Origin of the sequence: Pseudomonas sp. FP1742 (genome assembly GCF_030687145.1) — a bacterium.
Taxonomy (GTDB): domain Bacteria; phylum Pseudomonadota; class Gammaproteobacteria; order Pseudomonadales; family Pseudomonadaceae; genus Aquipseudomonas; species Aquipseudomonas frederiksbergensis_D.
Genome location: NZ_CP117460.1, coordinates 5323099 through 5341713, shown reverse-complemented (window position 1 = coordinate 5341713; position 18615 = coordinate 5323099). Strand labels below are relative to the sequence as shown.

The 18615-nt window shown below is 58.1% G+C and carries 20 protein-coding genes; 7 read left to right on the top strand and 13 right to left on the bottom strand.

From position 1 onward, the window contains the following. The first annotated feature begins 442 nt into the window (after nt 1–442). The 3 genes from PSH64_RS24205 to grxD all read left to right on the top strand — a co-directional run bounded on the left by PSH64_RS24205 (nt 443) and on the right by grxD (nt 3416). Nucleotides 443–733: a hypothetical protein gene (locus PSH64_RS24205; RefSeq protein WP_105345065.1), complete on the top strand. Its 291-nt coding sequence runs from the start codon at nt 443–445 to the stop codon at nt 731–733. A 135-nt stretch (nt 734–868) separates the two neighbouring features. Next, nucleotides 869–2977 carry a molybdopterin oxidoreductase family protein gene (locus PSH64_RS24200; RefSeq protein ID WP_305478921.1) on the top strand — a complete coding sequence of 703 codons (2109 nt, stop codon included), beginning with the start codon at nt 869–871 and terminating at the stop codon, nt 2975–2977. A 97-nt stretch (nt 2978–3074) separates the two neighbouring features. Continuing rightward, entirely contained in the window at nt 3075–3416 is a 342-nt protein-coding gene (gene grxD, locus PSH64_RS24195) for a Grx4 family monothiol glutaredoxin (protein WP_007938922.1), read from the top strand. A 182-nt stretch (nt 3417–3598) separates the two neighbouring features. On the opposite strand, the gene bfr is transcribed toward grxD, so the two are convergent. Together bfr and PSH64_RS24185 are read right to left on the bottom strand one after the other, a co-directional pair. Further along, nucleotides 3599–4072: a bacterioferritin gene (gene bfr / locus PSH64_RS24190; RefSeq protein WP_105345071.1), complete on the bottom strand. Its 474-nt coding sequence runs from the start codon at nt 4070–4072 to the stop codon at nt 3599–3601. 199 nt (nt 4073–4271) lie between these two features. Beyond that, a complete protein-coding gene (locus PSH64_RS24185) occupies nt 4272–4490 on the bottom strand; it encodes a bacterioferritin-associated ferredoxin (RefSeq protein ID WP_105345073.1) in 219 nt (72 codons plus the stop codon). 314 nt (nt 4491–4804) lie between these two features. Between PSH64_RS24185 and PSH64_RS24180 the strand changes: the two genes are divergently transcribed. Next, entirely contained in the window at nt 4805–5407 is a 603-nt protein-coding gene (locus PSH64_RS24180) for a peroxiredoxin (protein WP_105345076.1), read from the top strand. Nucleotides 5408–5483: 76 nt separating this feature from the next. On the opposite strand, the gene rnt is transcribed toward PSH64_RS24180, so the two are convergent. Beyond that, a complete protein-coding gene (rnt, locus tag PSH64_RS24175; RefSeq protein WP_105345078.1) occupies nt 5484–6161 on the bottom strand; it encodes a ribonuclease T in 678 nt (225 codons plus the stop codon). Beyond that, a complete protein-coding gene (pyrC, locus tag PSH64_RS24170) occupies nt 6158–7204 on the bottom strand; it encodes a dihydroorotase (RefSeq protein ID WP_105345080.1) in 1047 nt (348 codons plus the stop codon). Before pyrC ends, rnt begins: the two co-directional genes overlap by 4 nt. Nucleotides 7205–7363: 159 nt before the next feature. On the opposite strand from pyrC, the gene PSH64_RS24165 reads away from it, so the two are divergent. Continuing rightward, entirely contained in the window at nt 7364–8272 is a 909-nt protein-coding gene (locus PSH64_RS24165) for an OmpA family protein (protein ID WP_105345083.1), read from the top strand. Nucleotides 8273–8401: 129 nt separating this feature from the next. Further along, on the top strand, nt 8402–9619 hold the full coding sequence (locus PSH64_RS24160) for an argininosuccinate synthase (protein WP_020799894.1): 1218 nt from the start codon (nt 8402–8404) through the stop codon (nt 9617–9619). Nucleotides 9620–9793: 174 nt separating this feature from the next. Here the strand turns inward: PSH64_RS24160 and PSH64_RS24155 are convergent, their stop codons facing one another. Then, entirely contained in the window at nt 9794–10375 is a 582-nt protein-coding gene (locus tag PSH64_RS24155; protein WP_105345086.1) for a hypothetical protein, read from the bottom strand. A gap of 563 nt (nt 10376–10938) precedes the next feature. On the opposite strand from PSH64_RS24155, the gene PSH64_RS24150 reads away from it, so the two are divergent. Beyond that, the gene (locus PSH64_RS24150) at nt 10939–11565 is read left to right on the top strand and encodes a response regulator transcription factor (RefSeq protein ID WP_018926602.1); all 627 of its coding nucleotides are present in this window, start codon (nt 10939–10941) and stop codon (nt 11563–11565) included. A gap of 82 nt (nt 11566–11647) precedes the next feature. Here PSH64_RS24150 and PSH64_RS24145 read toward each other — a convergent pair whose 3' ends face one another. The 8 genes from PSH64_RS24145 to metG all read right to left on the bottom strand — a co-directional run bounded on the left by PSH64_RS24145 (nt 11648) and on the right by metG (nt 18536). Further along, the gene (locus PSH64_RS24145; protein WP_305478920.1) at nt 11648–11827 is read right to left on the bottom strand and encodes a PA3496 family putative envelope integrity protein; all 180 of its coding nucleotides are present in this window, start codon (nt 11825–11827) and stop codon (nt 11648–11650) included. A 107-nt stretch (nt 11828–11934) separates the two neighbouring features. Then, nucleotides 11935–12573 carry an endonuclease III gene (gene nth / locus PSH64_RS24140; RefSeq protein WP_018926600.1) on the bottom strand — a complete coding sequence of 213 codons (639 nt, stop codon included), beginning with the start codon at nt 12571–12573 and terminating at the stop codon, nt 11935–11937. Beyond that, nucleotides 12570–13181 carry an Rnf-Nqr domain containing protein gene (locus tag PSH64_RS24135; RefSeq protein ID WP_105345089.1) on the bottom strand — a complete coding sequence of 204 codons (612 nt, stop codon included), beginning with the start codon at nt 13179–13181 and terminating at the stop codon, nt 12570–12572. The genes nth and PSH64_RS24135 overlap by 4 nt, the downstream gene beginning before the upstream one ends. Next, a complete protein-coding gene (locus PSH64_RS24130) occupies nt 13174–13785 on the bottom strand; it encodes an RnfABCDGE type electron transport complex subunit G (RefSeq protein ID WP_305478919.1) in 612 nt (203 codons plus the stop codon). Before PSH64_RS24130 ends, PSH64_RS24135 begins: the two co-directional genes overlap by 8 nt. Further along, nucleotides 13782–14774 carry an RnfABCDGE type electron transport complex subunit D gene (locus tag PSH64_RS24125; protein WP_105345094.1) on the bottom strand — a complete coding sequence of 331 codons (993 nt, stop codon included), beginning with the start codon at nt 14772–14774 and terminating at the stop codon, nt 13782–13784. The genes PSH64_RS24130 and PSH64_RS24125 overlap by 4 nt, the downstream gene beginning before the upstream one ends. Next, complete coding sequence (gene rsxB / locus PSH64_RS24120; RefSeq protein WP_305478918.1) at nt 14761–15786, bottom strand: electron transport complex subunit RsxB; 1026 nt, start codon at nt 15784–15786, stop codon at nt 14761–14763. Before rsxB ends, PSH64_RS24125 begins: the two co-directional genes overlap by 14 nt. After that, nucleotides 15783–16352 (bottom strand): Rnf-Nqr domain containing protein, encoded by a 570-nt coding sequence (locus PSH64_RS24115; protein WP_305478917.1) that lies wholly within the window; start codon nt 16350–16352, stop codon nt 15783–15785. Before PSH64_RS24115 ends, rsxB begins: the two co-directional genes overlap by 4 nt. A gap of 129 nt (nt 16353–16481) precedes the next feature. Beyond that, complete coding sequence (metG, locus tag PSH64_RS24110) at nt 16482–18536, bottom strand: methionine--tRNA ligase (RefSeq protein ID WP_105345102.1); 2055 nt, start codon at nt 18534–18536, stop codon at nt 16482–16484. Nucleotides 18537–18615: the final 79 nt, after the last annotated feature.

The following is an 18615-nucleotide window of genomic DNA, read 5'->3' as shown; positions in this document are numbered from 1 at the left end:
CTACCTTTTTGCAACAGACCGCAGATACTCAAAGCCTTGTTTAACTGAAAAACGGGCGAGACCTGCGGCGTAAGCCGCACGGGGCGACGAAATAGGGGGAGGCGCGATATTGACATTAAATGTCGCGTTTTTCCAATAGGCTACGGTGTTTAGGGGATTTCAGAGGGGCTACGGGGTGATCGCGGTAGCGCTTTTGAAGCCTGTGTCCTGACTGCAGCTGACCATTTGTACACTGGCCCCGCCGGGCTTGGCAATCAGGCGGGGCGCGGGCGACCTGGCGACGGTCGGTTTTTGACCTGTCATGCGAGGCTTTGGCGGGCAATGTGTCTGGTCCGAAACATTTGCTAATGCAAAGTGCTGGGTTATAACTAGACCCAGCCCCGATGCGGTCTTGGGAAAGACTGGATGACAGGCCCTCACGCCGACGCAGGAAGACTCTGGAATGGAATCGAAAGAACAATTGTTAATGGAGCTACTCGGCCTTACGGCACGCTCTCTGACCCACCTCACTGCTTCCATGACCTCAATGTCTTTCGAGTTGTTGCGCAGTGAAGATGAAATCACGAAGGCGGCTGGCAAACGCATGATCGACCGCATGGCCACCATCAGCGCCGGGCTCGACGAGCATTGGCGGCTGATCGGCGAGCTCACCGGCGTGCATGTCGCCCACGAACAGATCGAAACCATCCAGGAGATCCAGCTGCAGGCACCGCCGAGCCTGCCGCCGAGCTGACCCCCTTGCTGTCATCGGCTGGCCTGATGGTCGTCGATTCACAAGACGAACGTCGCTGGCGCGGTGGCGAGTCACGCGCCATAGTTTTGTTCCCGCGGCCGACATTGCCCGCCCAGAACAAAACAGAGACTGGCCATGACCAAGACTCTCCATCACCGCGCGTGCCACCTGTGCGAAGCCATCTGCGGCCTGACCATCGAAACCACTGAAGTCGAAGGCAGCGGCGTGCAGATCACTTCGATCAAGGGTGATCCTCAGGACTCCTTCAGTCGTGGGCATATCTGCCCCAAAGCGGTTGCCCTGCAAGACATTCAGAACGATCCGGATCGCCTGCATCAGCCGATGCAGCGAGTGGGTAGCGAGTGGCAGCCTATCGAGTGGGAAGATGCCTTCAACCTTATAGCCGAGCGTCTGGCGGCGATTCAGGCGCGTCACGGGCAGAATGCGGTGGCGGTCTATCAGGGCAATCCCAGCGTGCATAACTACGGGCTGATGACTCACAGCAATTACTTCCTTGGTCTGTTGAAAACCCGTAACCGGTTTTCCGCGACGTCGGTCGATCAATTGCCCCATCACCTGACCAGTCATTTGATGTACGGCCACGGCTTGCTGTTGCCGATCCCGGACATCGATCACACCGATTTCATGCTGATCCTGGGCGGCAACCCGCTGGCCTCCAACGGCAGCATCATGACCGTGCCGGATGTAGAGAAGCGCCTCAAGGCGATTCAGGCCCGGGGCGGCAAAGTGGTGGTGGTCGATCCGCGTCGCAGCGAAACGGCGGCGATTGCCGATCAGCATCTGTTCGTGCGCCCCGGTGGCGATGCGGCGCTGTTATTCGGGATGCTCAATACCTTGTTCGCTGAAGGCCTGACCCGCGACAGCCATTTGCCGGTCGATGGTCTGGATGAGGTGCGTGAAGCGATCGCAGGTTTCACCGCCGAGGCCATGAGCCCGCTGTGCGCGGTGCCGGCCGGGCAGATCCGCCAGCTGGCGCGGGACTTCGCGGCAGCACCGACAGCGGTCTGCTACGGCCGCATGGGCGTCTCGACCCAAGCCTTCGGCACCTTGTGCCATTGGCTGGTGCAACTGATCAATCTGGTGACCGGCAACCTCGATCGGGTGGGCGGTGCGTTGTGCACCGAGCCGGCGGTGGACCTGGTGGCGTCTACTTCGGGCGGCCATTTCAATCTGTGGCAAAGCCGTGTGTCCGGGCGTCCTGAATACGGCGGCGAGTTGCCGGTGTCGGCGCTGGCCGAAGAGATGCTCACCGAAGGCGAAGGGCAGGTTCGCGCATTGATTACGGTGGCTGGCAACCCGGTGCTGTCCACGCCCAATGGCCGACAATTGGAGCAGGCGCTGGACGGACTGGAGTTCATGGTCAGCGTCGACCTGTACATCAATGAAACCACGCGTTATGCCGACCTGATCCTGCCGTCGACTTCAGCGCTGGAAAACGATCATTACGACACCACCTTCAACATGTTCGCGGTGCGCAACGTTACCCGTTTCAATCGGGCGATCCTTGCCAAGCCGCAGGGCGCGTTGCATGACTGGGAGATCTTCGTGGGGTTGGCCAAAGCCTTTGCGGCGAAGACCGGCAAAGAGCTGAAACCGACCATCGCGCCGGCGCAGATGATCGACCGGGGGCTGCGAATGGGCCTGTATGGCGATGCTTCAGAGTACAAGCTGTCGCTGGCGACTTTGTTCGATCACCCTCATGGCATCGATCTTGGGGCGCTCAAACCCAATCTGGCGCCACGGCTTAAGACCGCTAACCAGCGAGTCCAGGCAGCACCTGTCGAGATCCTCGCCGATCTGGCGCGTTTTGCTGCGCTACAGGCACCGGCCGCCGATGAGTTGCTGATGATCGGTCGCCGCCATGTGCGTAGCAATAATTCATGGATGCATAACTATCACCGGTTGGTGAAGGGCAAGCCGCGCCACCAACTGCTGATGCACCCGGACGACCTGGCCAGCCGCGGGCTCAGCGATGGGCAGCGGGTGCGTGTCAGTTCACGGGTGGGGGCGATCGAGGTTGAAGTGGTGGCCAGCCTGGATATGATGAAAGGCGTGGTCAGCCTGCCTCACGGTTGGGGCCATGCGCGACCGGGCGTGCAGATGACGATTGCCAGTGGCCAGCCAGGCTCCAGCGCCAATGACCTGACTGACGAATGTCAGCTCGATGAGTTGTCGGGCAATGCGGCGTTGAACGGCGTGCCGGTGACCGTGGCGGCGGCTTGAACATGTCTGGGCGGGAGGCCGAGCATGGCGCTCGGGTTTCCGTTACAATGCGCCACCGTGCCGACCACTGAGTCGGAAAGTTCAGCCGAGGTGCTCCATGGATATCATCGAAACGATTAAAGAGCAGATTGCCAACAACACCATTCTGCTTTACATGAAAGGCTCGCCGAATGCCCCGCAGTGTGGGTTCTCCGCGAAAGCCGCCCAGGCTGTGATGGCCTGTGGTGAAAAGTTTGCCTATGTGGATATCCTGCAGAACCCGGAAATCCGCGCCAACCTGCCAAAGTACGCCAACTGGCCAACCTTCCCGCAACTGTGGGTCGCCGGTGAGCTGGTTGGTGGTAGCGACATCATGACTGAAATGTCTGCCGACGGTTCGTTGCAGGCACTGATCAAAGACGCCGCCGCCAAAGCCGCCGCTGCCAAGACCGAAGCCTGATTCGCTGTGTGTGGGAGCGGGCTTGCCTGCGAAAGCGGTACAACATTCAACAGACAAGTTGACTGACCTATCGCTGTCGCGAGCAAGCCCGCTCTCACATTTTTCCCAGGGTGAGTCTGAAGTCCGGTCATTAAAAAGCCCCGCCTCTGTAAAAGAGCGCGGGGCTTTTTATTGTCTCGAGTTTATTCTTCGCCCATCTGCGATTGCAGATAGTTCTCAAGACCGACTTTATCGATCAGGCCCAGCTGGGTTTCCAGCCAGTCGATATGTTCTTCTTCGGATTCAAGGATGTCTTCGAGCAGTTCACGGCTACCGAAGTCGCCAACGGTTTCGCAATGGGCGATAGCCACTTTCAGGTCGGCATGGCCGTCGCGCTCGATCTTCAAGTCGCACTCAAGCATTTCCTTGGTGTGCTCGCCGATGTGCAGCTTGCCCAGGTCCTGGACGTTCGGCAGGCCTTCAAGGAACAGGATCCGCTTGATCAGCTTGTCGGCGTGCTTCATCTCGTCGATGGATTCGTGGTACTCGTGCTTGCCGAGCTTGTTCAGGCCCCAATCTTCATACATGCGAGCATGCAAAAAGTATTGATTGATCGCGATCAGTTCATTGGCAAGGATCTTGTTGAGATGCTGGATGACTGTAACGTCGCCTTTCATGATGGGGTCCTGCCCTGTATTAGCTGTCTATGAGGCGGAGTTTGAGCTGCGTAATTACGAGTGTCAAACCTAAGTAATTGAAACTTAAATGAAAATTAATCGGAATAAGAATGTTTGTGTTCCGCGTCTACGCCTTAAGCGATTGATTTTCAGACATAAAAAAACCGGACATCGAGTCCGGTTCTTTTAAATAGGGTAGTTATGCAGCTGTAAATTCTACAGGGTAGGGGATCGCCGCCTGAGCCGATTGCACTTTGCCCAGGGTTTCGCGGACCACTTCCTTGGCCAGGCAAGCGCATTTGCCGCATTGGCTGGCAACGCCGGTGGCCTGACGTACTTCCCGATAGCTGCAGCAACCTTCATAGATTGCATCGCGGATTTGACCGTCGGTGACGCCAGTGCAGAGGCAGACATACATAAGTGAGAACCGTCGCTGGTTGTGACTCAATTGCGATGGATCTTAATGTTAACGAGAATGATTGTCAAAGTGGTTTCTGAAGGCTTTTCGCAATAAGGATGTATGACTGACGAACGGCCTTCTCCCATACCTTTCATCGGCCATCCAGGGTAGTGGCGTTTTTGCACCAGAAAAAACCACTAAGGACAGGCGAAAAACGCGGTGTATGATGGTCGGCCTTTTGCGAAGGAGGTTCATGTCACAGGGCTGTCGCCTGAGAGTGGCAGGCTGGCATGAACCCTGTTCTTCAACGTTATTACACCAGGAGATATCCAATGAGCGTACTCGTAGGCAAACAAGCCCCTGACTTCACCGTACCGGCCGTACTCGGCAATGGCGAAATCGTAGACAGCTACACCCTGTCTTCGGCCATCAAAGGCAAATACGGCCTGGTGTTCTTCTACCCACTGGACTTCACCTTCGTTTGCCCGTCCGAGCTGATCGCTCTGGACAACCGCATGGCTGACTTCAAGGCGCGCAACGTTGAAGTGGTCGCCGTTTCGATCGACTCGCACTTCACCCACAATGCATGGCGCAACACCCCGGTGAACAATGGCGGTATCGGCCAGGTTCGTTACACCATGGCTGCCGACCTGAAGCACGAAATCGCCAAGGCCTACGACGTTGAGTCCGAAGGTGGCGTGGCTTTCCGTGGCGCGTTCCTGATCGACGACAAAGGCGTTGTCCGTTCGCAGATCGTCAACGACCTGCCACTGGGCCGTAACATGGAAGAGCTGATCCGTCTGGTCGACGCTCTGCAATTCCACGAAGAGCACGGCGAAGTTTGCCCTGCCAACTGGAAAAAAGGCGACAAGGGCATGAACGCTTCGCCAGAAGGCGTTGCCGCTTACCTGACCGAGAACGCTGCTGCACTGTAAGCCCGGCGTTTGGCAATAAAAAACCGGCCTCACTGAGGCCGGTTTTTTTATGGGCGGGATAAACCGGCGACTGGTATCAGTCGTTGTAGTCTTCCCAGCCGCCCATTTGTTTCCAGCGATTGACGATGCCGCAGAACAGCTCAGCGGTTTTCTCGGTGTCGTAACGAGCCGAATGAGCCTCGCGACCGTCGAAGTCGATGTCCGCTGCCTGACAGGCCTTGGCCAGTACGGTTTGACCGTAGGCCAGGCCGGCGAGGGTCGCGGTGTCGAAGCTGGAGAACGGGTGAAACGGGTTGCGTTTCATGTCCAGGCGCGCGACAGCCGCGTTGAGGAAGCCCAGGTCGAAGCTGCTGTTGTGTCCGACCAGAATTGCCCGTTTGCAACCGTTGGCCTTCAGGGCCTTGCGCACACCGCGGAAGATATCGTTCAGGGCCGCTTCTTCGCTCACCGCCATGCGCAGCGGGTGATCGAGCTTGATCCCGGTGAACTCCAGGGCGGCCGCTTCGATGTTCGCGCCTTCGAAAGGCTCGACCCGGAAGAAGTAGGTGTGCTCTGGGTACACAAAGCCTTTTTCATCCATGCCGATCACCGTGGCGGCGATTTCCAGCAGAGCATCGGTGGCCGAGTTGAAGCCACCGGTTTCTACATCGACGACAACCGGCAGGTAGCCCCGGAACCTGGCTGCCATTGGATGACGGGAACCGCCTCCGCCGCCATGACCGTCCTGTTCGTCATCGAAATGGTCTTCACTCACGCGTGTTCCTCCAGCAGGCGCCAGCGCAGTTTTTCACCGGCGCGCAGCGGGATTACGGTCAACTCGCCAAATGGCAGGCTGGTTGGGGCGGTCCACTCGTCGCGGACCAGGGTGATGCGATCGGTGTTCGCCGGCAGGCCATAGAAACGCGGGCCATTGAGGCTGGCAAAGGCTTCGAGCTTGTCCAGCGCATTGCGCTGTTCGAAGGCCTCGGCATACATCTCGATCGCGGCATAAGCGGTGTAGCAACCGGCACAGCCGCAAGCCGCTTCTTTGGCGTGCTGGGCATGGGGTGCCGAGTCGGTGCCGAGGAAGAACTTGTCGCTGCCACTGGTGGCGGCGTCGAGCAGGGCTTCCTGGTGGGTATTGCGTTTGAGGATCGGCAGGCAATAGAAGTGCGGCCGAATCCCGCCCACCAGCATGTGGTTGCGGTTGTACAGCAGGTGATGCGCGGTGATGGTCGCGCCAACGTTGGCCGAAGCCGCGTTGACGAACTGCACGGCGTCGGCGGTGGTGATGTGTTCGAACACCACTTTGAGGGTCGGGAAACGCTCGACCACCCGACGCATGTGCTCATCGATGAAGATTTTTTCGCGATCGAACACGTCGACATCGCCGCGGGTGACTTCGCCGTGAACCAACAGGGGCATCCCGACTTCGGCCATGGCCTCCAGTGCAGGGAAAATCTTGTCGATGCTGGTGACGCCAGAGTCCGAGTTGGTGGTCGCGCCGGCCGGGTACAGCTTGGCGGCGTGAATGAAACCGCTGGCCTTGGCCTCACGAATTTCTTCGGGCTGGGTGCGGTCGGTCAGGTACAGAACCATCAGCGGTTCGAAACGGCTGCCGGCCGGACGTGCGGCGAGAATCCGCTGGCGATAGCCATTGGCTTCAGCAGCGTTGCGCACCGGAGGTACCAGGTTGGGCATGATGATGGCGCGACCAAAGGTGCGCGCGACATCCGCGACGGTATTGGTCAACACGGCACCATCGCGAAGATGAATGTGCCAGTCGTCGGGACGCAGCAGGGTCAGGCGGTCGGACATGAGGGGATTCCAGGCGGGTCAAACTCAGGGGAATGCTACCGGAAAAGACTCTTCCAGGCACTCGCTATCAAGTTTTGCGACAAGCTTCCGATATCCAACAGGTATGCCGTAAATATGTGTGTCGGTCTTTTTGTTGCAGAAGCCAGTGGAGCCTCTCCCGTGCGCCAGCGTTATTTAGCCTTGCTCAGTGTGTTTGCCAGCCTTCCCGCGATGGCGCTCACTTTCCAGACCCGTCTGGAGAGCATTGAGTGGACGGTCGAAGGTGACAAGTTCGAATGCCGCCTGACTCAACCGATCACTGATTTCGGCTCGGGTGAGTTCGTGCGTCGCGCCGGCGAGCAGGCGACGTTTCGCCTCAAGGCCTACAACTCAATGATCGGTGGTGGTTCCGCGACCTTGCTGGCGGCTGCTGCGCCATGGCAGCCGGGGCGTGGCGACATCAACCTGGGGTCGGTGAGAATCGGTAGCGGCGACGTGCTGTTCAACAGTTCGCAAGTGCAGGCCGGGCGCCTGATCAGCGGGTTGATGGAGGGGCGCAGCCCGGTCGTTCGACATTCATCGGGCGACGGTCGGGTGTCTGAAGTCCGTCTGTTGCCGGTCAAGTTCAGCAAGGCCTATGGCGATTATCAGGGGTGCGTGGCCAAGCTGCTGCCGCAGAATTTCGAGCAGGTGAAGCAGTCCGAGGTGGGCTTTCCGGGGGAAGGTATTGATCTCGACGCCAGGGCCAAGGCCCAGTTGCAGGTCATGCTGGAATTCATGAAAGCCGATCCGACGGTCAACCATATTGAGCTCGACGGCCATTCCGACAACAGCGGCAACCGCCTGACCAACCGTGAACTGTCGCGACGTCGGGCGCTGGCCGTGATGGACTTCTTCAAGGCCAATGGTATCCAGGAGTCGCAGATCACCCTGCGTTTTCACGGTGAACGCTATCCTCTGGCGCCGAATAACAACGCCGCCAACCGGGCAAAAAACCGCCGTGTTGCCGTACGCCTCGAGCGCGTAGCGCCGACCGAGAAACCGGCGCCTCAAGCCACTGCCGCCACGAGCAGCGCGACGACCTCCTGAACCTGCTGAATTCGTCGCTCGCTCGACATAATCTGTCGCTTCGTCGTCATAAGCTGTCGCGCCTCTGTAAATTATCCTGCATGAGCGGTAGACTTGACAGCTTTCCGTAGAACCCCGTGGAGTGATGGCATGGCGGACGTAAACAAGGTCGTTCTGGCGTATTCCGGCGGCCTGGACACTTCGGTGATCCTCAAGTGGCTGCAGGATACTTATAACTGTGAAGTAGTGACCTTCACCGCTGACCTGGGTCAGGGCGAAGAGGTCGAACCGGCCCGCGCCAAGGCACAGGCCATGGGCGTAAAAGAAATCTACATCGACGATCTGCGCGAAGAGTTCGTGCGTGATTTCGTGTTCCCGATGTTCCGCGCCAACACCGTTTATGAAGGCGAGTACCTGCTGGGTACTTCCATCGCTCGTCCGTTGATCGCCAAACGCCTGATCGAAATCGCCAACGAAACCGGCGCTGATGCCATTTCCCACGGCGCAACCGGCAAGGGCAACGACCAGGTTCGTTTCGAACTGGGCGCCTACGCCTTGAAGCCAGGGGTAAAAGTGATCGCTCCATGGCGCGAGTGGGACCTGCTGTCCCGTGAGAAGCTGATGGATTACGCCGAAAAGCACGCGATCCCGATCGAGCGTCACGGCAAGAAAAAGTCCCCGTATTCGATGGATGCCAACCTGCTGCACATCTCCTACGAAGGCGGCGTGCTGGAAGACACCTGGACCGAGCACGAAGAAGACATGTGGCGCTGGACCGTCTCCCCGGAGAAGGCTCCTGACAAACCGCAGTACCTGGAACTGACCTACCGCAACGGCGACATCGTCGCGCTGGACGGCGTCGAAATGACCCCGGCCACCGTACTGGCGACCCTGAACCGCATCGGCGGTGAACATGGTATCGGTCGTCTGGATATCGTCGAGAACCGCTACGTCGGCATGAAGTCCCGTGGCTGCTACGAGACGCCTGGCGGCACCATCATGCTGCGCGCTCACCGTGCGATCGAATCGATCACCCTGGACCGCGAAGTGGCTCACCTCAAAGACGAGCTGATGCCCAAGTACGCCAGCCTGATCTACACCGGTTACTGGTGGAGCCCTGAGCGTCTGATGCTGCAACAGATGATCGACGCTTCCCAGGCCCACGTGAACGGCGTAGTGCGCCTGAAGCTGTACAAGGGCAATGTGATCGTCACCGGCCGCAAGTCCGACGAATCGTTGTTCGACGCCAACATCGCGACCTTCGAGGAAGATGGCGGCGCCTACAACCAGGCCGATGCGGCGGGCTTCATCAAGCTCAACGCCTTGCGCATGCGTATCGCGGCGAACAAGGGTCGCAAGCTGTTCTGAGACCTTTGACCCGGTAATGGAGATGTGGCCTTGTCGATGACAAGGCCACATCTCTGAAAAGGGGCTGCTGCATAGTGCGTTTCGCTGTCTTTATGTTTCTTCTAACCGTTCCTTCTGCCTTCTGTCTTTGATCTCAGTTCAAGGACTGCCTTCTGCTGCGTAACCGATCGGAATCTAGCCCATAATCGTCACGCCCTGTGAACTCAAATTGTAAGAAATACAGAAGGTTGCGCTGTTGCGTTTCTTTATTTGTTTCCGATGTTTGAGCGCATTTTCCTTCAGCAATATCTCCGAATCAGCGCATGTGAGAAAGACAATCACTTGTGCGGGATTATCCGGAGGGTGCTGGATACTCTCCATCAGCGTGCTGAACGCCAGTCTTTTGTTTATCCACCGTGCATCAATGATATGCAGATCCTTTAGGGGCGCGGGCAGGTGCACATGATGTTGGGCCGGGTTTTCAGGCGGTTCCCTCGAAGTGCTGTTTCCCGAGTGATCAGCGTTGTCCATGGCCTTTATGAAGTGCTTCCCCTTCTCGAAGTCGGAGGGCGCGTAAAGCGATCGATAGTTGAAGTTGAGTGTGGCGAAGAAAAGAAAAAGCAAATAAAAGGGAAAGCTGATCAAAAACCAGATATAGAGTTCTCTTTCCTTATTGTCGAGAAAGGGTAGGGATACGGCGGCGGAAGTTTCGGACAGTGTTGCAAATATTGCAATTATTGTCATGGGGTTGGTGATTCTTTTTTTGAATTTTGTCATGTCTTTTGCTCATGAGATATTATCTTTTTCTCTGCTTGTTTATGGGGGCGGTGATGGTGATAAGTATATGGGTTTTATATTGTTGTATTGAATTCCTTTTTTTGAAGTGAGTGAGGGAGCATAGTAGCTGTATTGTTCTTCGGTTGGGTATGGTTGTTTATTTGTTTTAAAGTTGTGTGGGGTTGTTCTGCTTGTGAAATGTTACGGTGTGTGATCTTTCCTCTGACATTCTCGGATCCAGTTATGAATGGCGCTGGAGAATATCCGTTACTTTTAAGGGTAGCTCAATAGTTTAGGAATGTCGGATCACTGGCGTTGAGCCCAGTGCTTTTGTTTTTTTTGGTTGTAAATTGATACAAAGAATCTGTCGGAGTGTTGTGCAGAGATCGGCAAATAAAGTCTCTGGGCCATCATATGCAACGATTTTTTGTAGGAATAATCCGTGTTGTTTGTAGGTAATGTCTCTCGGTGCGAGTGGCCGGGGGGGGCGGCATGCCATGGGGGAAACGACTAGGCTATGGTGCGGGCTCTAAAAATTCGAACAGCGAAAATTGGACTTGCCCATGAATAAAGTGCTGATCGTGGATGATCACCCCGTCATTCGTCTTGCGGTACGTATGCTAATGGAGCGTCACGGCTACGAAGTCATTGCAGAAACAGACAATGGCGTGGATGCATTGCAACTTGCCCGTGAACTTATGCCGGATATTGTTATCCTGGATATTGGAATACCGAAACTGGATGGGCTGGAAGTTATCGCGCGCCTGACATCGGCGGCTATGCCTCTTAAAGTGCTGATATTGACGTCACAGGCCCCCGGGCATTTTTCCATGCGTTGCATGCAATCGGGCGCTGCTGGCTATGTCTGTAAACAACAGGATCTCACTGAGTTGCTCAGTGCAATAAAGGCTGTACTGTCAGGCTACAGCTATTTTCCTAATCAGGCGCTGCATACCGTGCGTTCCAGCCTTGGGAATGCCAGTGAAGCTGATATGGTGGATCGCCTGTCCGGGCGGGAAATGATGGTCTTGCAACAGTTGGCCCGAGGAAAGACAAACAAGGAAATCGCCGATGGAATGTTCCTCAGCAATAAAACCGTCAGCACTTACAAAACGCGCCTGCTGCTGAAGCTTAATGCTCGTTCACTGGTCGATCTCATTGAGCTGGCTCAACGCAATGGCCTGGTATGAGTACGCCAGCGTTTGACAAGGCGCGATGAGCGGAGGGGGCGGCACTTAGTAAAAAGCCTCCGTTTCGGGAGGCTTTTAGGGGCTACAGGTCAAAATCGTAATCGGCCAATTGCTTTTGCAGTCGGCGCTCCTCCAGCAGATTGTCGATGGTGCGGCGTTTGCTCAGGTTGGTCTTCGCCACTTCCACCGCCGGTTCTGCGTCATCGGCCTCAACAGGGATGAAGTCGTCTTCTACGTCCAATTGCTCTTTGCCAGTGCTCATAAGGTTAACTCCAGGCTAAGACTGCCTTTGGCGCTCCTTATATCGACAATTTCCCGGCGGGTAAAAAAGATTTTTTCAATCGGTTAATCAAAAAAACTAATAGTGCCTCAATCGTCCGAGGTTTTTTGCTTGTATTCGCATAAGTCCTCGATTCGGCAGCTGCCACAACGCGGCTTGCGGGCCAGGCAAACGTAGCGTCCGTGGAGAATCAGCCAGTGATGGGCGTCGAGCAGATACTCCTTTGGCACGAATTTCATCAGTTTCTGTTCCACCTCGACCACATTCTTGCCCGGAGCAATGCCGGTACGGTTGCTGACCCGGAAAATGTGAGTATCCACAGCCATGGTCAGCTGACGAAATGCAGTATTGAGCACCACGTTGGCGGTCTTGCGACCGACACCGGGCAGGGCTTCCAAGGCCTCACGGGTCTGCGGCACTTCACCGCCATGGCGCTCCACCAGCAAGCGACAGGTTTCGATCACGTTTTTTGCTTTGCTGTTATACAGGCCGATGGTCTTGATGTACTCCGATAATCCTTCAACGCCCAATGCGTAAATCGCCGCTGGCGTATTGGCCACCGGAAACAGTTTGGCGGTGGCCTTGTTGACGCCGACATCGGTCGATTGCGCCGAGAGAATCACGGCGATCAGCAGTTCGAACGGCGAGGAATAGGCCAGCTCGGTCTTCGGTTCAGGATTGTCTTCGTGAAACCTGCGGAAAATTTCCAGACGTTTTGCGGCATTCATGGGCGATGCGTTTCCTCGAAGGAGGTCAATGTGGATGTCGGGCGGGTCCAGGCCTGACGTGCGGCAATCAGCAGTCCCAGCAGAATAAACCCACCGGGGGCCAGCGTGGCCAGGCGCAGGCCACCGTCAGCGGTGAGCACCCAACCTTGCCAATCCGGTTGAGCACCGGCCAGCCAGGACAGATGGCTGCCCAGTGTCCCGTTGCCGATAAACTCGCGTAGCAGGCCCAGGCCGATCATCAAGGCGCCGAACAGGCCACACAGACGCAGGCGATCACGCCCGGTGCTCTGGAAAAAACCGTTGTGCTCCAGCACCACACACTGCAAGGCGATCAATCCGGTATAGAACCCCAGATGCTGGTGCCATTGAAGTGACCAGGCTTGCATGGCGAGTTCCGCGCAACTGGTCAGCGTGGCAGCCACCAGGAGGCAGGCCAGCAACTGTGTTGCCGGAATCAGTCGCGAGCGCAAGGCGCCCATGCCAAGGCCATATGCACTGAGCACCAGAACGAACATCAGCCACACGCCCAGGGCCGTTACCAACGAATCAGTGGCGCCGATCAAAGGCGTAAGCATCAGCGAGTTCCGCAGGGTCGATGACTTATTCATGGGCGCTGCTCCCGATCAGCGGTTGCCGGTGTTCATCGAAGTAACGCAATGCATCATGGGTGGCATTGATCACCGCTCTTGAGGTGATGGTTGCGCCCGCGATCTGATCGAATTGCCCTTGGTCTTTTTTCAAGGCCCAGCCATTGCCGTCAGGTTCGGTCGATGATTTGCCGGTAAACACCTGAAGCCAGGCATTGGGCCAGTCAGCGAGTTTGCCGCCCAGCCCAGGGGTTTCCGATTGCTTGAGGGTTTTGACCCCCAGCAACTTGCCAAGGGGGTCGATGGCAATCAGCAGGTCGATGGAGCCGGCGTAGCCCAGTGTCTGGCTGCGCAGCAGGACAGCGCTCGATTGGCCGGCCTTGGTCGCCAGGTAGCCACCCAGCAGCGTGCTGTTGGCCAGGTGAGTGTTTTCAACGCTGAGGGGGTGTTCCAGTGGCTGATTGTCGTAGCTGTCGGGCGCTAGCAGATCCAGCAAATTGTGGCTGTCGATCAGGCGTTGTTCGGCGGCAATGCGCGCAGCGCTGGTGTGCTGCATGAGGTAAGTCGCGCCAATCCCCAGGCCTGCCAGCAATACCAGAACCACAACGCTCGTCGCTCGGTTCATGGGGCTGCCTGCTCCTTGCGGGATACGGCGAACCGCTCCAGCGCCGGTACGCAGAGGTTCATCGACAGGACCGCAAACGCCACCCCGTCCGGATAGCCACCCCATGTGCGAATCAGGTAAGTCAGCAATCCCACACCTGCGCCGAACAACAACCGTGCTGTAGGGCTTTTCGCACCAGACACTGGTTCCGTCACGATGAAGAAGGCACCCAGCATGCTCGCGCCGGTGAGCAGATGAAACAATGGGGAGCCATGGGAGTCAGAGCCCGAACCGTTCCAGCACAACAGGCTGATGACGAACAGGCTGGCGAGCATGCCCACCGGCGCATGCCAGCTGAACACCCGCCGTTGCAGCAGAAACACGCCGCCGGCCAGAAAGGCCAGGTTGACCCATTCCACGCCCCGGCCGCCGAAATGGCCGAATGCCGGGTTGCCGGCAAACAGTTCGTCCATGGTCAGGCTTTTGTTGATTCGCAGGCTGTCCAGCGCGGTGGCCTGGGCCCACGCGTCTGGCGTCTGGCCGAGGTTGAAGCCGAACACTTGTTGCAGGCCAGCGAGAAAGTCCATGCCATGGGACGACGGCCAATGGGTCATTTGCTGGGGAAATGTCACTAAAACCAGGGCGAAACCGAGCATCGCCGGGTTGAACGGATTCCTGCCGACGCCGCCATACAGGTGCTTGCCGAAAAAAAGTCCGAATGTCGCAGCGCTGACCGTCAGCCACCATGGGCAATAAGGCGGCAAGGCCAGGGCCAACAAGGTCGCGCTGACCAGCGCACTGCCGTCGCTCACTGTCGGTTTTACAGGTTGCTTGCGCAGCTGCAACACCGCTGCTTCAACGGCCAGTGCGGTAGCTGCCGTCAGAATCAGGTTGATCAACACGCCCCAACCGTACAGCCAGAACAACATCAGCATTCCCGGCAGGGTGGCCAGCAATACCAGCTTCATGGCCTGCTGAAGGCGTTCGTCCACCGGTTCAAGGGACGGCATAGGCATCCACCTGACGCTCGGCTTCGCTAAGCGCGCGTTCCAGTGCTGCGATCTGTTCGGTTGAAGCGTCGCCTGTTTGAGCTTTCTTGAGTTCGGCGCGGCGCATGGCCAACTGGATCTTCGCCCGTTTCAGTTCGGCATCGTTTGCTGGAGCTGCTGGAGCTGCTGGAGCTGCTGGGGCGGAGGCCGGCAGCGCGCTGCTTTCCAGCTGCGCCAGCGCTTGTTCGGCGGCTTCGAACTGCTGTTGCAGCACGATCAGTTGCGATTGCTGTTCGAAGGTCGGGGGATGCCCGAAGGCTTTGAGCGATTTGTTCAACTGCGCCCGACTCATCGCCAGATCGACCTTGGCCTTTTTCAATGCGGCATCGGCAGTGGCGGCTTTCTGTGCGCGAACGCGTTCCAGTGCAGCCTGCACCGGGTCGAGTGTCGCCTCACTGGGTTGTGCGGCGCGTTGGGCGCGGGCCTGGCGTTCGGCGAGTCTCTGTTCCTCTTCGCGGCGCAAGCGGGCATTGCGCTGTTCGAAGCGGCGCCGCGCACGGTTGCGCTTGGCGGTCCGGGCCTGTTGTTCCTCCTGGCTGAACGCCAACCCGCCGACAATCGGCAGCACCGTGGCCAGTGGCAACGGATGCATCTCGATGCAATCCACCGGGCAGGGCGCCACGCAGAGGTCGCAACCGGTGCATTCGTCAATAATGACCGTGTGCATGAGTTTCGCCGCCCCGACAATGGCGTCGACCGGGCAGGCCTGAATGCACTTGGTGCAGCCGATGCATTCGGCTTCGCGGATGTAGGCGATCTGCGCCGGTGCCGAGCCGCGACTGACGTCCAGTTCCAGCACCGGCACTTTCAGCAGCTCGGCCAGGGCCGCGATGGTTTCGCTGCCACCGGGTGGGCACTTGTTGATCGGCTCGCCGCTGGCGATGCCTTCGGCGTAGGGTTTGCATCCGGGATGGCCACACTTGCCGCATTGGGTCTGCGGCAAGAGGGCATCGATGCGTTGAATCAGACTCATGTTTTGATCAGCCCGCTGAATCCGAGAAAAACCACCGCGATCAATCCGGCGCCGATCAATTCGATCGGCAGGCCGCGAAAGGGCAGCGGGATGTCGTTATCGAGTGTGCGCTGGCGCAAATCGCTGAACAGGCTCAGCACCAGCCAGAAACCCAGCCCGGCACCAAGGCTCAGGGCTATGGCGTGGAAAAGTCCCTTGTCGTCCTGAGCGTTCAGCAGGGTCAGCCCAAGTACGCCGGCATTGCCCAGCAGCAGGGGCCAGAGACCGTCGAATGAAAGCTTGGCAAATAACCGTGCAAGCAGCTTCAGCAGCGGGCCGATCAGCAGGACGCTCAGTGGCAGGAACACGAACAGTCGCAGCGATGTCAGCCCCAACGGCACCAGCAGCCAGTGGTAGAACCCATGGCCGAGCGTGCCGACGATCAGCATCAGGCACGTCGTCGCGATGCCCAGCGCGTGAACCTGTTGCCGCTCGCTGCCCAGCACTGGATCGACGCCCAGCGGCCAATGCAACACGAGATTGTTGATCAGGGCAGCGCTGATAATCGTAAGAAGCAGTTCGGTCATGATCGTGCCGGCAAAAGGAAGCCTGTCTAACAAGGTTAGGCATTATCCGGCAAGGAAGGAGGGTGGGCCAGATATGAAAATCCCACAGTCGCGCCGGGCACGACTGTGGGATCGGTTTAGCGCACAGCTTTACTTGATGCGCTGACCTGGCTTGGCGCCGCTGTCGGGGCTCAGCAGGTAGATTTCTTCACCGCCAGGGCCGGCTGCCATCACCATGCCTTCGGAAATCCCGAAGCGCATTTTGCGTGGCTTGAGGTTGGCAATCATCATGGTCAGGCGACCTTCGAGCTTGGCCGGGTCCGGGTAGGCGCTCTTGATGCCGGAGAACACGTTGCGTTGCTCGTCGCCGATGTCCAGGGTCAGGCGCAGCAGCTTGTCGGCACCTTCGACGGCTTCGGCCTTGAGGATCAGCGCGACACGCAGGTCGACTGCGGCAAAGGTATCGAACTCGATCTCCGGCGACAGCGGATCCTTGGCCAGTTCGCCATTGCCTTGAGGCGCGGCGGCTTCGCCGGTGTCGGTCTGGCTGGCGGTCAGGTCTTCTTTCGAGGCGTCGGTCATGGCTTGCACTTTTACCGGGTCGATGCGGGTCATCAAGGGTTTGAACTCGTTCAGCTGATGGTTGCTGAGCAAGGTGGCGTGGTCGTTCCAGGTCAGCGGGGCGACGTTCAGGAACGCCTCGGCATCGGCGGCCAACAGCGGCAGCACCGGCTTGAGGAAAATCACCAGTTGGCGGAACAGGTTGATGCCCAGGGCGCAAATGGCCTGGACTTCATCCTGCTTGCCTTCCTGTTTGTTCAGCGACCATGGCGCCTTGTCGGCGATCCAGGCGTTGGCTCGGTCGGCCAGGCCCATGATTTCACGCATGGCCCGGGCGAAGTCACGCGCCTCGTAGGCTTCAGCGATGCTCGGCGCTGCGGCCAGGAACGCTTCGGTCAGCTCCGGCGCGGCGTTGCCGGCGACCAGCACACCGGCGTTGCCCTTGTGGATGAAACCGGCGCAACGGCTGGCGATGTTGACGACTTTGCCGACCAGGTCCGAGTTGACCTTCTGCACGAAGTCTTCGAGGTTCAGGTCCAGGTCATCGACGCCACGGCTCAGCTTGGCCGCGTAGTAGTAGCGCAGGTATTCCGGCGACAGGTGATCCAGATAGGTCCGGGCCTTGATGAAGGTACCGCGGGACTTGGACATCTTCTGGCCGTTGACGGTCAGGTAGCCGTGTACGTTGATGCCGGTCGGTTTACGGAAACCGGCGCCTTCAAGCATGGCTGGCCAGAACAGGGCGTGGAAGTTGACGATGTCCTTGCCGATGAAGTGGTACAGCTCGGCGGTGGAGTCCTTGCCCCAGAACGCGTCGAAGTCCAGCTCCGGCGTACGGTCGCACAGGTTCTTGAAGCTGGCCATGTAGCCGATCGGCGCGTCCAGCCACACGTAGAAGTACTTGCCCGGCTCGTCGGGAATCTCGAAGCCGAAGTACGGCGCATCGCGGGAGATGTCCCATTGCTGCAGGCCGGCATCCAGCCATTCGGCGATCTTGTTGGCCACGGCCTCTTGCAAGGTGCCGCTGCGGGTCCAGGCTTGCAGCATTTCCTGGAAGTCCGGCAGCTTGAAGAAGAAGTGCTGGGAATCCTTGAGCACCGGCGTGGCGCCGGAAATTGCCGACTTCGGATCCTTGAGGTCGGTCGGGGCGTAGGTCGCACCGCATTTTTCGCAGTTGTCGCCGTACTGATCTTCGGTGCCGCATTTCGGGCAGGTGCCCTTGATGAAGCGGTCGGCCAGGAACATTTTCTTTTCCGGGTCGAAGTACTGCGTGATCGAACGCGTGGCGATGTGCCCGGCGTCGCGCAGCTTCAGGTAGATCTGGCTCGACAGCTCACGGTTTTCTTCGGCGTGAGTGGAGTGGAAGTTGTCGAAGTCCACCAGGAACTCGGCAAAGTCGGCGCTGTGTTCAGCCTGGACGTTGGCGATCAGTTGTTCCGGGGTGATGCCTTCCTTTTCCGCGCGCAGCATGATGGCCGAACCGTGGGCGTCGTCGGCGCAGACATAAATGCATTGGTTACCGCGATGCTTCTGGAAGCGCACCCACATATCGGTCTGGATGTATTCCAGCATATGGCCGAGGTGGATCGAACCATTGGCATAGGGCAGGGCGCTGGTGACGAGGATCTTGCGTGGCTCGGACATGGGGCTCGGCTACTTGATGAAACGGAGGTCGGCCACTATAAAGCGCCGGCGCATATTTTTCACCCCTGTGGCGAGGGGG

Bases quoted from the DNA above. Each gene is read 5' to 3' on its own strand.
- rsxB (WP_305478918.1), bottom strand. From the start codon at position 15,786: ATGAGTCTGATTCAACGCATCGATGCCCTCTTGCCGCAGACCCAATGC.
- PSH64_RS24115 (WP_305478917.1), bottom strand. From the start codon at position 16,352: ATGACCGAACTGCTTCTTACGATTATCAGCGCTGCCCTGATCAACAAT.
- PSH64_RS24185 (WP_105345073.1), bottom strand. From the start codon at position 4,490: ATGTATGTCTGCCTCTGCACTGGCGTCACCGACGGTCAAATCCGCGAT.
- grxD (WP_007938922.1), top strand. From the start codon at position 3,075: ATGGATATCATCGAAACGATTAAAGAGCAGATTGCCAACAACACCATT.
- PSH64_RS24200 (WP_305478921.1), top strand. From the start codon at position 869: ATGACCAAGACTCTCCATCACCGCGCGTGCCACCTGTGCGAAGCCATC.
- nth (WP_018926600.1), bottom strand. From the start codon at position 12,573: ATGAATGCCGCAAAACGTCTGGAAATTTTCCGCAGGTTTCACGAAGAC.
- PSH64_RS24150 (WP_018926602.1), top strand. From the start codon at position 10,939: ATGAATAAAGTGCTGATCGTGGATGATCACCCCGTCATTCGTCTTGCG.
- metG (WP_105345102.1), bottom strand. From the start codon at position 18,536: ATGTCCGAGCCACGCAAGATCCTCGTCACCAGCGCCCTGCCCTATGCC.
- bfr (WP_105345071.1), bottom strand. From the start codon at position 4,072: ATGAAAGGCGACGTTACAGTCATCCAGCATCTCAACAAGATCCTTGCC.
- PSH64_RS24145 (WP_305478920.1), bottom strand. From the start codon at position 11,827: ATGAGCACTGGCAAAGAGCAATTGGACGTAGAAGACGACTTCATCCCT.
- PSH64_RS24160 (WP_020799894.1), top strand. From the start codon at position 8,402: ATGGCGGACGTAAACAAGGTCGTTCTGGCGTATTCCGGCGGCCTGGAC.
- pyrC (WP_105345080.1), bottom strand. From the start codon at position 7,204: ATGTCCGACCGCCTGACCCTGCTGCGTCCCGACGACTGGCACATTCAT.
- PSH64_RS24155 (WP_105345086.1), bottom strand. From the start codon at position 10,375: ATGACAAAATTCAAAAAAAGAATCACCAACCCCATGACAATAATTGCA.
- PSH64_RS24205 (WP_105345065.1), top strand. From the start codon at position 443: ATGGAATCGAAAGAACAATTGTTAATGGAGCTACTCGGCCTTACGGCA.
- PSH64_RS24130 (WP_305478919.1), bottom strand. From the start codon at position 13,785: ATGAACCGAGCGACGAGCGTTGTGGTTCTGGTATTGCTGGCAGGCCTG.
- PSH64_RS24125 (WP_105345094.1), bottom strand. From the start codon at position 14,774: ATGCCGTCCCTTGAACCGGTGGACGAACGCCTTCAGCAGGCCATGAAG.
- PSH64_RS24180 (WP_105345076.1), top strand. From the start codon at position 4,805: ATGAGCGTACTCGTAGGCAAACAAGCCCCTGACTTCACCGTACCGGCC.
- PSH64_RS24135 (WP_105345089.1), bottom strand. From the start codon at position 13,181: ATGAATAAGTCATCGACCCTGCGGAACTCGCTGATGCTTACGCCTTTG.